Genomic DNA, 15242 nt, shown 5'->3' with positions numbered 1-15242 from the left:
ATTTTCCTTAAGTGTGAAAAGGGAGTTTTTTTAGGTTATTTCACTATCAATAGCTCTAGATTATAAAGTATAGATTTACTTGTAGAACAATTCATAGATATCCAAATTGTAACTTTTGCCGTTTCTAACCTTTTTATTGGAAAATGCATTTGTAAATAGCGCTATCCTCAAAACTTTTGAAGTAGGAAATCATTACTTGTTTTTTTGTATCACAGTGATATTTGTTGCAATATGCCAAAAAATCCTTCATATTTGTTAAAAAGGAGGTCCGTTATGCGAAGTGATATACAACCGAATGAACGAGCTTTTTCTTCCAAAGAAGTAGCAGAAGAACTGGGTATTGCAACACCTACTGTTCGAAAGTATGGCCAAATATTAGAGCGCAATGGATATGAGTTCCTGAAAGATGGCGATCGGCGTATATTTGTTCAATCCGATATTAGAGTGCTTATAGCGTTACGCGATTCAGAAAAGCCCCTGGAAGATACTGCAAAAGACCTCGTATTTCAACAAAAAGAAAGATTAGAAGGTTTTGATGAAACTCAAATTGCGATATCCGATACATATGAAAATTTACCACATGACCCAAATCAATTAAAAGAGTTTTTAAGGTTTTTAGTTAGTGAACTCGCAGCTGCACGTGAAATGAATGTTCAATTGAAAAATGATATGACAGAACTTAAAACGGCGGTTTCTAGGCTTCAACAAGATCATCATGATATAAGCGCAAATATTGGGAATTCATCCAAAAAAACTTATACCAAAATTGAAAAATTAGCCGAACAACAAAAAATCCAGTACGAGACATTACTGGAACAAGAAAAACATAAAATTGATTTTTTACAAGAAGAAATACAAAACATGCGAGAAGAACAGAGAAAAGAATGGCGATCACAGGATAATTTTAATAAACGTTTAGAAGTTGTGATACAGAAGCCTAAAGAAAAATGGGGATGGCTTTTCTCTTTATTTAGAAAATAGTCTTGTGAAAATTTGATTTAAACTTTTGAAAATGAATACTTAATTAGTACTTTCAGGTCGATACTTCCACAAGGTTGTATCGGCTTTTTGTTTCGTATCCATTGGCTGATACAGATTGCAATTAAATCAAAAATCTTTTTAATAGTAAAAATTTGTATCCGATACAAAAAAGTCTTTAAACGATACAGCACATTAAAAGTAATCTAGCAAACGAATGTATCACTACGTGGTATCCGATAGATATTGGACTTTTTCATATATAAGTTAACTGATATAGTTTGTTTCAACTTTAAATAATGCTTTTATTAATAGATTTTATTTTATATCAAATTTTTACAAATTCCCGGGAAATATCTACAAATTTCTTGATTTTGATTAGAAGAAATAATTCTAAGTGTATCACTATGTTTGGAAGGACATGACTAGTAGAGATATAGTAGTAAAACCTCCTCATAATAATGAAATATACTACTTTTTGACGAAGTTTGTTAACTTAGTGTTGTATTCGAACTTTTTAATATTGATTGCATTATATTGCATTACATTGAAAAGCCACTGAATAATACAGAAGGCCTTTGTAGTTTCGAAATTAAGAACCCTTATTGAACACACGCATGCGTTTGTTCAATAAGAATTGATTTGTTAAAATTTGAATTTATTTTACAATCATGAAAACTATTGGCTTACAGATTTGCAAAACATAGTAGTTTATTCAAAATCATCATCCATTCCAGAAGATACGTCTCCTAATAAGGATAAGGTTTCCTTCTCATTCCGACATTATTAATTTGAACGTCAACATTTACTGTAACTTTTGCTTTTTTAAATGTATCATTCCAATTACCCTCATATTTTTTATAAATTTTTGGATGAACCATGTATAATTTTTCACCAAATCCAAATGCATCTCCACCGAGTTTTTTTACTTCAGAAATCCCTGTTTCTATTGATTGTTTTATAACATTTTCAGCTAACTTTTCATATTTATTGAGATTTTTTGCTTTATCAAAATTGGCTTTACAAAATACCTCGTCAATATGGCCAATTGATTTGATTTTTATATTTATTATTGGAATATTATCCTTGATTTTAATTTCCGTCTTAGATTTTACCCGAGTTAGCTCCATCGAAGCATATTCTTTTTTATTACATGGTATTTGCACATTCGTTTCTTTAATCAGATTATCAATAATTTGTATTGATTTTGCCGGTGGTCCATCTAACCAACCAACTAATTTTCCATCTCTAAAAATCCCTGTGCCATTTATTCGATCATAACTAGAATTGACTTTATTAGCATTTTCAAGTGTTTGTGATGTTCCACTTTTATTTTCTAAGCTCACGCCATTTATTACTGGTTCCCTTCCACTACTAGAAATTGCAGAAATTGCCTCGCGCATTAATGTTTCTTGATTTTCACCTAAAAGGGTTGATGTATTTTTAATTTTACCTACAATTGATTTAGCAGATATTTTATCAAGTGCTGCTATGTTATTCATTATTTCATCAACACTTTTATTTCTTGCAATAATAACTGGAATATTTACACGAATTTTAGAGTCTCTTTCAAATACATCGAAAATATTATTCAATGATTTTTCTTTTGCTAATGTTTCTCCTATTATGACAAGAGCAACATGAGAATATATATTTTGTCGAGATCCCTTCTTAGACGCATTTCGAACAGCTTCTGAAATGGTTTTACCTTTTTCATCTATTGCAATTACTGGAACACCTTGAGAACCTGACTGTGTTGCAATTGCACTAGGATTAAAAATTTGAGTGATTACATGATATTTTTTTTCTTTTGGGAAGTAATCAACCCCCATTGCAACTACAATAGATACTTGATTTAATTCTTTATAGTTAGAGCAACCACCTAAAAGCATACTTACAATCAGAAATAAAATAAAAAATTTCTTTTTCACATTTTTTTCTCCAATAATCGTCTTTTTTCTAATTCTTAATATCAAATTTCAATTACTCAAGAGGTTCATGTACATAGTATATTTTTTCCATTTTTTGTTACTTAATGTACCAATTTCTGAAGTCCGAAGTAAAAACAAACAAATTCATTTTAAGATTACCCTTTTAAATTGTGCATGCTTTAGATCAGAACTAGTCATTTCCAATTTATCTACTGGCTTTTAACGATTGCTTCTACGTTCAAATTCATTTTTTAATTCATTTATATACTTTTTATCTGATTCTGAAAGAGGAAGATTCACATTTCGAATACATCCAACATAAAAAGGACGATGAAAAGGATTAATCAGTTCGATTGCAATAGCTTCCCCAGATTGAATGAGTGGTTCATTTTGTACAACAAAGTCTGTGCCAATTGTAATCGCAATATTTTCATTGACAGCACTTCTAATGCTATCGATATTATTTGTTGTAAACAATATTTCTGTTTTGTCTTTTAAGAATTCATCATAATACCATTTCAAATATTGTTCATCATTCACAACAAACGCTTCATTTTTTAGATCGTCAATTGTTACTTGCTTATATTCAGCAAGTATGTGATTTTTACTAACACACACATTTATTTTAACTTCTTGAAAGATATCGAAGACCAATTCTTTATTCCTTTTTATCAATTCATCATAAATCCAAATTAAACCAAAACGTAATTTATTTTCTTTTACATCATTCAAAATTTCTAAAGAATTTTTTCCGTGAACCCTAATCTTTGACTTTGGATTTTCGGCTTTAATTAGTTTAATTAAATTTACGATATAATGCATTAGTCCAGGAACAGTAGCAATTGTAATCTCCTTTTGTATTTCATTGTTGTTTATTGCTAACTGTTTTAATTTTTCAGCATGTGCTAGCACATTAAGGGATTTTTCAATTAATTTCTCTCCCTCAGATGTTGGAATCGTACCTTGTCGTAAACGGGTAAAAATTTTAAATCCGAATTCTTCTTCTAAATTATTAATTGCCTGAGAGATTGCCGAAACAGAAATATGTAAGTTCTTCGCTGACATGGATAGTGATTTCGTTTTTGAAACATCAACAATATAAGCTAGATGGTCTAAATTCATTTTTCGCTCCTTAAGAAATCGTTAACTTTGTTTAAGTATAATTAAATATATTTTAACCTATTTTAATTTTATAATAATTTTCGGGGATGTTTTTTAATTAAATCCTAATAAAATGTTTAAGGGGAATATAAATGGGGAGAAAAAATCGCACAAATTCAAAAGTGTTATCATTTTCTTTAGCTTTATCTTTATTAAGCATGTCAGTTATGAGTATGCCGGCGTATGCTACACCAAAAGAGGATGAACCGGTAAATGTGCTTGCATCTAAGAATAAAGATGAGAAGGATTTAGTAAATTTTCGAATTATGGAAACGACAGATATCCATACAAATTTATTAAACTATGATTACTACAAGGATGCAGCATATGAAAAAGTTGGATTAGCTAAGACTGCTACTTTAGTAAAGGAAGCACGAAAAGAAGTTCAAAATAATGTTTTGGTCGATAATGGTGATTTAATACAAGGTACACCACTCGGAACATATGAAGCAAAAATTGACCTATTAAAAAAAGGAGAAGTTCATCCTGTATTTAAAGCAATGAACATAATGGGTTATGATATTGCAACTTTAGGTAATCATGAATTTAACTATGGATTAGACTTTTTAAACGAAGCATATAATGATGCAGATTTTCCGTACATTAATGCAAACGTTTACGTAGATGATCACGATCAAAATCCTAATAATGATAAGAACAAATTTAATCCTTATAAAATCATTAAGAAAAAAATGATTGATGAACAAGGGAAGAAGCAAGAAATTAAAATCGGCTTTATTGGATTTGTACCACCGCAAATTAATGAGTGGGACAAGGCAAATCTTGATGGAAAAGTTATTACGAAAAATATAGTAGAAACAGCTAAAAAATTCATACCTGAAATGAGAAAAGACGGTGCAGACGTAATTGTTGCAATGACTCATTCAGGATTTAATGCGAATAAAGAAAATACTGAAGATGTTATTTATTCATTAAGTGAAGTACCTGGTATTGATGCAATTACGTTTTCTCATACACATAAGGTGTTTCCAGCAAAATCAGAGGCTACTCTTGATGCATTATTTTTAGATGCAGATAAAAAGCCATTACCAGGTGTTGATAATTCAAAAGGAACAATTAATGGCGTACCTGCTGTTCAAGCGGGATACGGTGGTGGTTCATTAGGATTAATTGATTTAACACTTAAAAAAGAAAAAGGAAAATGGTCAGTAGTAAATTCTCAATCTTCAACTAGAGAAATTTGGGCTGATGTAAAGGATCCTGCTACAGGTAAAACTAAAACAGAAAGTAAAGTAGCTCCAGATCAAGAAATCGTAAATGCTGTTAAACCAAATCATGATGCAACAGTTAAATATGTAAATACTCCAATCGGAACAACTACCGATGATATTCATAGTTACTTCTCATTGATACAAGATGATCCATCGATTCAAGTTGTTACAAATGCACAAAAATGGTTTGTAGAAAAATATATTGCAGAAAAGAAACCTGAATATAAAGAATTACCAATTTTATCAGTAGGAGCTCCATTCAAAGCTGGACGTAATGGTGTAGCTGAATATACGGAGATTAAAAAAGGCGATCTTACGATAAGAAGTGCAGGCGATCTATATCTTTATGATAATACGTTAAAAGCAATTAAAGTAAAAGGTTCTGTTGTTAAAGAATGGATTGAAATGACGGCAGGTAAATATAATCAAATTGATCCAAATAAAACAGAAGAACAACCATTATTAAATCCTGCTTTCCCTGTTTATAACTTTGATGTAATTGATGGTGTTAACTACCAAATTGATGTAACAAAACCAGCAAAGTATGATATAAACGGAAATCTAGTTAATCGTAATTCAAGTCGAGTAATAAATTTAACTTATAATGGACAACCAATTGATCTAAATCAAGAATTCATCGTCGTAACAAATAACTATCGTGCTGGTGGCGGTGGTAATTTCCCAGGTGTTAAAGGTAGCGAGCTTGTGGTAGATTCTGCTGATGAAAATCGTCAAATCTTAATGGATTACATTTCTGAATCGAAAACAATCACACCAACTGCAGATTATAACTGGTCGATTGCACCAATTAGCGGAAATGTCAATGTAACGTTTACGACTTCACCAAGAGCGGAAGAATTTATAAAGCCTAACAGTAAGATTTCATTTACAAATAAAACTGATAATGCTGGCTTTGGAATTTTTAAATTAGATTTAGGGGCTGCTCCAAAAGAAAATATTAAAGTTCAATTACTTGGATTAAATGATTTTCACGGACAACTTGATACGGATACAAAAGTTACGCTTAATGGACAAGAAGTACTAGCAGGAAGTATGGAATACACAGCTGCTGCTATGAAACAACGTGAAACAACTAATCCTAATACATTACTAGTTCACGCTGGTGACATGATTGGTGGTAGCCCACTGATTTCTGCGTTGTTCCAAGATGAACCGACTGTAGAAGTTATGGAAGCAATGGGCTTTGATGTTGGTACAGTTGGAAATCACGAGTTTGATGAAGGTATAGCTGAATTAAAGCGTATGATTAATGGTGGTGAACATCCAAAGGGTACAAAGGGATATGATGGAATGAACTTTCCAGTAATCGCTGCTAATGCGTACGATACTTCAACTGGACAATTAATCACTCAACCATATGCAATCAAAGAAGTTGGCGGTAAAAAAATTGGGTTCATCGGTGTTGTTACACAAGAAACGCCATCAATGATCGTTCGAAAAGGAAACGAAACGCTTGAGATCCGTGATGAGGTTGAGGCAATTAACCACTATACAGAAATTCTAAAAAAACAAGGCATCGAAGCAATTGTCGTACTAGCACATAATCCTACTCTTCAAACAGGTAAAGCAGACTTATATGATGCAACTGATATTGCAGAAAAAGTTGATGATGAAGTAGATGTAATCTTTGCTGCTCATAATCATGTGTTTGTTAATAAAGAAGTAGATAATAAATTAATTGTACAAGCTTATTCATATGGCTCTGCATTTTCAGATGTTGACTTAGAACTAGATGCAGTAACAGGTGAGATTGTTAAGAAGCAAGCAGAAGTAGTAACTGTTTATCAAAAAGACTATACACCAGACCCAACAGTTTCTGCGATCATGAAAAAATATGAAGATTTAATTATGCCAATTAAAGCTGAGATTGTTGGAGACTCAATGCAAACTTTACCAAAAGGATATCCATCTTCTGAAACTTATGGTGATTTTGCACTAGGTAACTTAATTGCAGATGGAATGAAGGCAGCGATGAACGCCGACTTCGCAATGATGAATGGTGGAGGTGTTAGAGCGCAACTTAACGCTGGTCAAGTTACGTTTGGTGATCTATTCGCAATTCAGCCTTTTGGAAATGTCTTAAATAAAGTAATGCTTAGCGGTCTAGACATTGAAACAGTATTAAATAATCAAATTACTGATAAGGGCTTAGATTTCCATATCGCTGGTTTTAAATATACATGGGACTCATCTACTAAAAAGGTAGTAGATATCTTTTTACCAAACGGTAGTAAAATTGATCCGAACAAAGAATATTCAGTTGTAGTAAACAACTATATGTACGGAAATGTAAAATATGGTATTGGAGAACGTTCTACTGATTTAGAAGTAGGACCAGAGGATCTTCAAGCAACTGTAGATTATGTTAAATCACTTCCAAGACCTTTCAATTATGAAGTTGAAGGAAGAATTCAAAAAGTAAATTAACAAAAAAAGAGCTGTCCAAATCAGTACAACTGACTTGTGACAGTTTTTTTTAGTCTAATGATTTACTAAAGAGACTAAGCTTGAATTAAATAGATATAATAGTAATAATACTTTAATAGTTTGCTGTGTGTCCTTTTTTTAGTGTACATGCATCTCTAATTTTAATTGCAGTTTACTAATTTTAATTGCCATTTTCAGAATTTATTTGATTTTGGGGTAGTTCGATACTAGCAAAATACAAAAAAGAAAAAAATAAATACCACGAGGATAATTTTCCTTGTGGTTTTCATTAGTCAATAGACGCTCGAAACCTATTTCTAGTAAAAAAGTAAGAGTCTGAATATAGTTCACAAGTACTTTTCTTAAAACAGAATATTCATAATATATTGTCAAAAGTAGTTTCGTATATTAATATAAACTGTAAGCGAATACATATGCCGTTGCCAATTCTTTCCTCATCGGTTAGATTTATGCACGGAATACCTGTTTTGCGGGAGGAAATAAATTGTACAATAAAAATACGATCTATCTTATTGGAGATGCAAAGACTTCATCTAATAATCCAATTATGCAGAAATATAATGCTTTTTTTATTGGATTGGTAGTCGATCGGACAAGTCATTTAATTGTTGATGCCGATTGTTCAGCTACAATTTCTTTAACTTCATCCTTTGTGCAACAACTATTTGTTGGTCAATCAATGTTAGACGTGGATGGAGTAATACAAGAAATTAATACACGTTATTTTGGTTCTTCCCAGAAAGCTCTGGCAGTAGCCTTTAAAAATGCACATATAAAATATACACAAATAATTGAATCTTAAACCGCTGCTTTATCTATTTTCGTAGATGAAATCCAGCTATTAGTAGGGAATGTTCCTTTCTAATAGCTGGATTTTTTATTTAATACAAGATTTTTGAATCAATTAGAGGTCTTGGAACTAACTTTAATCGAATAGGAAAGGACAAAAACGATGATTATTCAATCAATACAAGTGCAAACAGAAGTTTTCCCTTTAAAAAAGCCATTTAAGACAGCTCTGAGGACAGCTACTGAAATAGAAAACATTTTTGTATATGTCCAGCTAGAAGATGGGGTTGTCGGAGTAGGGGCTGCAGCACCAACATTGGCTATTACAGGAGAATCAAAAGAAAGTATTGAAGCGATTTTAAAGACTGTCCTTACACCACTACTACTAGGAAGAGATATTAGAAATATTAATGAACTCTCTCTATTGATTGAACGCTCTTGTGTGGCAAATACAAGTGCAAAGGCAGCTATGGAAATCGCACTGTATGATGCATTATGTCAATATCTTAATCTTCCGCTCTATCAATATCTTGGAGGAAGGACAAATCAATTAAAAAACGATATGACTGTTAGTGTTGGAACGGTGGATCAAATGTGTCAGGATGCGATGCAAATAATCGAGGATGGCTTTTCAATATTGAAAATCAAAGTCGGAAAAGACTGGTCGACTGACATTGAACGTATCATGGCAATCCGTGAAAAAGTCGGTAATCGCGTCACAATCCGAGTGGATGCCAACCAAGGATGGACTCCAAGACAAGCTGTTTCGATTATCAAAGAACTAGAACAGTTGAATTCTAAAATCGAGTTAATTGAGCAACCCGTACATGCAGGTGATATTGATGGGCTCAAATTTGTTAAGCAAAACGTCAATACACCAATCATGGCAGATGAAAGTCTATTTTCTCCGCAAGACGCATTACGACTAATTAAAGAGAATGCAGTTGATCTTCTAAATATTAAGTTGATGAAGACAGGGGGAATTAGAAGAGCACTGCAAATTGCAGATTTTGCAGAAACAGCGAATATTCCTTGCATGATAGGAAGTATGATGGAAACTTCTGTCTCAGTACTTGCGGCAGCACATATTGCTACTGCCCATCCGAATATTCAAAAAATCGATTTGGATGCGCCACTTTGGTTGAAGAATCAAGATTTTGATGGAATTGATTTTATTGGGGATGAAGTTCAATTATCATCCCTACCTGGTTTAGGGCTTCGCCGAAGATTATCCAAAAGTCTTCGTTAAAATAGGGAGAGGAGTTTTACGATGAAAAAGACAAGAAATTTAATATTGAGTTTATGTGTTGCAGGTACCTTACTTTCTACGATGACAAGTCAATCATTAGCAAACTCACAAGAAGAACTTACTCCAGGGGAGACAGCTTACGTTGATGTGTCTGTTTCAACACAGTGGACAACAAACGGTAGGTTCCAAGTTAGAGATATTGATGCGCCATCTTTAAGCAATCCAGTTGATCCGCGTCAATGGTCAGTTAATATGGAAGATACTGAGGTTCGACGTTGGCTAACAAGTTATTTAGAAACGCAAGCAGTATACGGTACAAAAGTAACGATTTTAGAGGAGTCGGGGGATTGGGTGAAGGTTGCTGTAGATGGCCAGCCTACACCACGTAATACATTAGGCTATCCTGGATGGATGCCGAAAAGACAATTAACGACGGATGATCGTTTAGAGAATTATAAGGATACCCCGTTTATTATGGTATCAAGTCAAACAGCTTGGTTGTATGATGGAAAAGCTTTAAATCATAAGTTTATGGAGATTAGCTTTAATACACGCTTACCTGTCGTTAAAGATTTTGGAGATATCGTAATGGTTGCAACACCAGATGATGGAAATAAATTTATTAAAAAAGAAGACGTGGCAGTCTATCAAAATGAAAATCAGTTTCCAAAGGCAACGCCTGAAAACTTAATTAAAACGGCGAAGAAGTTCCTTGGTTTACGCTACTTATGGGCTGGTGTATCAGGATTTGGTTTTGATTGCTCAGGATTTACATATAGCTTATTTAAGTCATATGGTATAACAATTCCACGAGACTCAGGCCCTCAATCTAAGAGCGGAAAAGAAGTAAAAAAAGATGAGATTAAACCTGGTGATCTTTTATTCTTTGCGAGTAACAATGGAACTGGATCAGTACATCACGTTGCAATGTATATTGGTGATGGTTTGATGATTCAGGCTCCTAATGCTGCTAGAAGTGTTGAAATCATTCCACTAAACACTCCTGGTTATATTGAAGAATTCTCAGGTGCTCGTCGCTATTGGGAAGAATAATCAAACAAATTGCATCCTACTGATGAAAGTAAGTTGAAAAACCATGAACAATTGCACTTGTTCATGGTTTTTATATTTTTCTCGTAATGTTAGTAGTTTCTTAAGATTTAAATTCTATGTACTAGAATTATTCTGCATTTTCTCTGCTAATTATTCAATTAATGAAGATATTCTTTAGTTGGAAAAATTTCTTGTCCCATAGGATAGAGGGAAAGAGATGAAGAGCAACCTAATATCATTTCCCTTTATGAGAAATTAAAAGAAAAGGTGGAATAGACCATCTTTTATTTCTGCCTTCAATCGAATGAATTTGTAATAAAATTCTAAATACTAATGTCGTTTAATCTTCCTTATAGTAGTACTTTTTCCTTATTTTACTGTTGAATAATTTGAATATTCTACAAATTAAATGTATTTTCGTTTAATTTTCCCCAATTTTCACTCGGATTTTATATTGTATTTTTAGAAAAAATGAAATTTTCCGACAAAGGAATTCGCGTTTTTCCAAAAAAAGCACCATGAAATTCGTCTTTATTTTACATTTACATCAATGAACTATTGAAAATTACGACTAATGAACTAAGGAGAAATAATTAGAGGAATTCCCCCAATACAAGTTTATTTATTAGGCAAGTACAATTAATTAGTATTTATTGGTAACCACAAAAAATAAGAAAATAGTAAAATGCCATATAAATATAGATTAAATTTTTGGGGGAGTTAGTAATGAAAAATGGAACATTGAAAGCATTCAAAGTTATGTCCACAGCAGCTTTAACATCATTGATTTTTACATCTTTTTCAGTTTTTGCAGAAAATAATGATATATCATTCCAAAATCCGACAGACGAAATTGCAGAACAAGGAACTCCAATTGTCGTCCAAAGGAACACCGATACTGATCAAGAAAACTCACTTTATAAAGATACTCAAAATCAAGATGTTCAAAATGAAGATGCTCAAACAAATAACTATAAACCAGACGAACTTGTTCATTTAATCGTACAAGTAGATGAGCCTTCGGAAAACGAGGTTACAGCTCAAAATAAACAAGCTTTATATACAGAAAAGCAAGACTCAGTTATCGATCAATTAACGAAAGAAAAAAAATCTAAATCGAATGATACAATGAAAGTTAAACATCGTTATTTTGAAGGATTTAACGGATTCAGCGTAGAAACAGAGTACAAAAATATAAAAGAGATTCAGTCTATGCCAGGGGTTACACATGTTTCTGTGGCTAGAACATACAAGGAAAATATGGCAGCAAGTAAGGAATTAGTACAAGCTCAAAAAGTTTGGGAGCAATATGGTTATAAAGGTGAAGGACTTGTTGTTGGAGTTGTTGATTCGGGGATTGATTATACCCACAAAGATATGAAACTATCTGATGATGCGAAAGCAAAAGAAAGATGGACTCAAGATAAAATGAATCAAAAAATGGCACAGACCGATGTAAACGAAATTTGGTACTCTGATAAAGTTCCAACAGGCTATGACTGGGCAGACAACGATACGAATGTTATTCCTGGTCCAAAAGGAAGCCCGCATGGTACACATGTGTCTGGAACAATTGGAGCAAATGGTGACGAAACGAAGGATGGAGTAGTTGGTATTGCACCTGGAGTTCAGCTTTTAGCTGAGAAAGTATTTTCAGATAATGCAAGCGGAGCCTACGAGGATGATATTATTGCTGGTATAGAGCATGCTGTCACCATGGGAGCAGATGTTATTAATATGAGCTTGGGCACAGATTCGGGTTATGTTGATGAAGAGTATGATCCAATTCAAAAAGCGATCCGCGAAGCGACAGAACAGGGGACACTAGTAGTCGTAGCAGCAGGAAATTCAGCATACAGTACGCAGAATTTATTAGTTCCATCTACATTAAGACCATATGCACAAGATCCTGATATTGGAACAGTCGGCGCACCAGGTGTGAGTCCATATGCATTATCAGTTGCTTCTTATGAAAATACGAAAATGCATGTGTATGCATTAGGTGATGAAAGTGGTCTATCAGTACCTTTCCGAGATCAAACTCAATTTGCACCTTCTTATAATTTTAAGGTTTCAAATAATCTAATAGCAGATCAGAGCTATGATATGGTATATGTGGGTGAAGGAAAGAGTGCTACAAATTATCCTAAAGGTAAAACTGGCTATATTGCAGTAGTAAAACTATTAAACCAATATAGTACTGTTTCATCCATCCAATTTACAGCAAAGGCTGCTGGAGCAAAGGCTATTATTATGATTCCACCAGCGGGTTGGTCAGATTATACTAGTCTACCAGTAACGCCAACTGCAGTACCTACTGCTTCAACAAGTAAAGTTCTAGGTGAAGCCTTATTAAACAAAATGCAAAATATGCCAAGCGGTCAATATTTAAGTTTAAAATATAAAGGTGGCACTTATGTAGATAATCCAGCAAAAGACACGATGTCTTATTTTTCATCAATGGGTGCTCCACATACATTAGATTTTAAACCAGAAATTTCTGCTCCTGGTGGAAATATCTATTCTACTATACCAGGTAATAGTTATGAAGTGATGAGTGGTACATCGATGGCAACACCTCATGTTGCAGGTGGCTCGGCTTTATTATTACAAGCACTTTATGAAAAAGGATTAACACATTCAGAAGATACTGTTTTAAAAGCAAAACTGGCTTTAATGAATACAGCTAATGTTGTCATTGATCCAAGAACAAACGGTGAAGTTCCTTATTCACCACGTATTCAAGGTTCTGGCTTAATGAAAATTCAAAATGCGATCAATACACCAGTTATTGTCACAGCTAGAAACACACCGTTAGAAAAAGCTGGAGCTGTTGCATTAAAGGAAATTGGACAAAATACAAGCTTTAAATTAAATATGGTAGCATTTGACGCTCCTAAAGGGAAAAATAATAGTGCTGATATTGAATACAATGTCTATGTTGATTTATTAAAAGACAGAACTGAAACGAAAGAATTTGATTTTAATGGTGATGGGCAAACAGAACCAAGAGACTATTTATCATTAACAAGCGAACGTATTAGTGGTGCAATTGTTACTGTCAATGATAATATTGTTTCAGACAAAACAGGTGCTTTAGTTAAAATTAAGCCAGGTCAAACGAAAATGCTGACGGTTAATGTTTCATTACCAGATTCCTTAAAGAAAAATAGTTTTGTAGAAGGATTTGTTCGTCTCGTACCAGTATCGAAGGATCAAGATAAAGCTGTTTCTCTATCTATACCTTATATGGGATTCTATGGAAAATGGGATGAACTACGTAATATCGATTCACCGGCTTGGGATCATGATAACTTTACAGGACATACTGCACTTTGGGATGATATGACAGAAGGTGGTGCGCCGTTAGGATATACTGGAAAAGGATTTAAGCTGAATCATATTGCTTATTCGCCAAATTATATTAATAATGGAATCTTTGCGGGATTCACAGCCTTACGTAATTTAGAAAAAGTTGAATCCTCTATTGAAGATAAAGATGGAAACCTCATTAAATATTTAGGAGACTTTAGTGAATATTCAGGAACTGGGCAGCCATTTAAATTTAGTAAAAATATAATGTCATATGGGGTTTATAATTATGACGGTTATAAATGGGATATGAAAGACCCGTCAACTGGACAATATGTTCCAGACGGTACCTACCAATATGTGTTAAAAACAACTTTGGATTATCCAAACGCAAGACCACAGATTGTAAAAATGCCAATGATCGTTGATTCCATTCCTCCAAAAATTTCAGATATTAAAGTTACGCCAAAGAATGGAAAATATGAAGTTAGCTGGAATGCGGAAGATAATGCAAGTGACTATAATTCTGCCGTAATTTATGTAAATGGAGTATCCTATACACCGAGCCTTGAGGCAAAATCTCAAATTGTCAATACCGAACCGAAGAGCATTGTTATTTTAGGAATTGATTATGCAGGAAATGTATCTTGGACTACTTGGGGAGATCCAAGTTATATTAAATATACTATGGCTATTCAAACGTGGAATGTATCTCCGACTGTTGGTGTTAACCAAAACAAACCAGTAAAAATTAATGGATATGCGTATAACCGAGGTGACTGGACGATTAATGTGAAAAATTCAAGCGGGCAAATTGTTGAAACATCCTACTTGAAAAATGAACATACATTGCATGCAAACTGGGTACCTGATAAAAACCTTCCAAATGGCACATATTCGATCACATTAGACCTTGTGACAAAGGATGGTTTTAAAGTAACATCGACACCTAAAACAGTAACAGTTGTTCAATAACTTTAGTTAGCTGTTAGATAATTTCTAGATTTAACAACATCATTTCCCCTTAAATAAAAACCAAGAATACGATTGTATTCTTGGTTCTTTGTT

The 15242-nt window shown here is 33.3% G+C and carries 8 protein-coding genes; 6 read left to right on the top strand and 2 right to left on the bottom strand.

Features of this window, described 5'->3' with window-relative positions; genetic code table 11:
• Window positions 1–273 precede the first annotated feature (273 nt).
• Window positions 274–981, top strand: a complete 708-nt coding sequence (locus tag MY490_RS16470; protein WP_248266650.1) for a hypothetical protein — start codon at window positions 274–276, stop codon at window positions 979–981.
• A 746-nt stretch (window positions 982–1727) separates the two neighbouring features.
• Here MY490_RS16470 and MY490_RS16465 read toward each other — a convergent pair.
• Together MY490_RS16465 and MY490_RS16460 are read right to left on the bottom strand one after the other, a co-directional pair.
• On the bottom strand, window positions 1728–2909 hold the full coding sequence (locus tag MY490_RS16465; protein ID WP_248266649.1) for a Ger(x)C family spore germination protein: 1182 nt from the start codon (window positions 2907–2909) through the stop codon (window positions 1728–1730).
• A gap of 219 nt (window positions 2910–3128) precedes the next feature.
• A complete protein-coding gene (locus MY490_RS16460) occupies window positions 3129–4031 on the bottom strand; it encodes a LysR family transcriptional regulator (RefSeq protein ID WP_248266648.1) in 903 nt (300 codons plus the stop codon).
• A 131-nt stretch (window positions 4032–4162) separates the two neighbouring features.
• On the opposite strand from MY490_RS16460, the gene MY490_RS16455 reads away from it, so the two are divergent.
• The 5 genes from MY490_RS16455 (at window position 4163) to MY490_RS16435 (ending at window position 15149) form a co-directional block, all read left to right on the top strand.
• The gene (locus tag MY490_RS16455) at window positions 4163–7750 is read left to right on the top strand and encodes a bifunctional 2',3'-cyclic-nucleotide 2'-phosphodiesterase/3'-nucleotidase (protein ID WP_248266647.1); all 3588 of its coding nucleotides are present in this window, start codon (window positions 4163–4165) and stop codon (window positions 7748–7750) included.
• Window positions 7751–8255: 505 nt separating this feature from the next.
• Complete coding sequence (locus MY490_RS16450; RefSeq protein WP_248266646.1) at window positions 8256–8573, top strand: DUF3870 domain-containing protein; 318 nt, start codon at window positions 8256–8258, stop codon at window positions 8571–8573.
• Window positions 8574–8723: 150 nt separating this feature from the next.
• Entirely contained in the window at window positions 8724–9809 is a 1086-nt protein-coding gene (locus tag MY490_RS16445; RefSeq protein ID WP_248266645.1) for a dipeptide epimerase, read from the top strand.
• Window positions 9810–9830: 21 nt separating this feature from the next.
• Window positions 9831–10862, top strand: coding sequence for a C40 family peptidase (locus MY490_RS16440; RefSeq protein ID WP_432707017.1), 1032 nt, complete (start codon window positions 9831–9833; stop codon window positions 10860–10862).
• 726 nt (window positions 10863–11588) lie between these two features.
• Complete coding sequence (locus MY490_RS16435; protein ID WP_248266644.1) at window positions 11589–15149, top strand: S8 family serine peptidase; 3561 nt, start codon at window positions 11589–11591, stop codon at window positions 15147–15149.
• Window positions 15150–15242 lie beyond the last annotated feature (93 nt).

This window comes from Gottfriedia acidiceleris, from assembly GCF_023115465.1.
GTDB classification, from domain to species: Bacteria; Bacillota; Bacilli; order Bacillales; family Bacillaceae_G; genus Gottfriedia; species Gottfriedia acidiceleris_B.
Note: the sequence above shows the minus strand (reverse complement) of the source record. Positions and strands in the feature narration are given on the sequence as shown.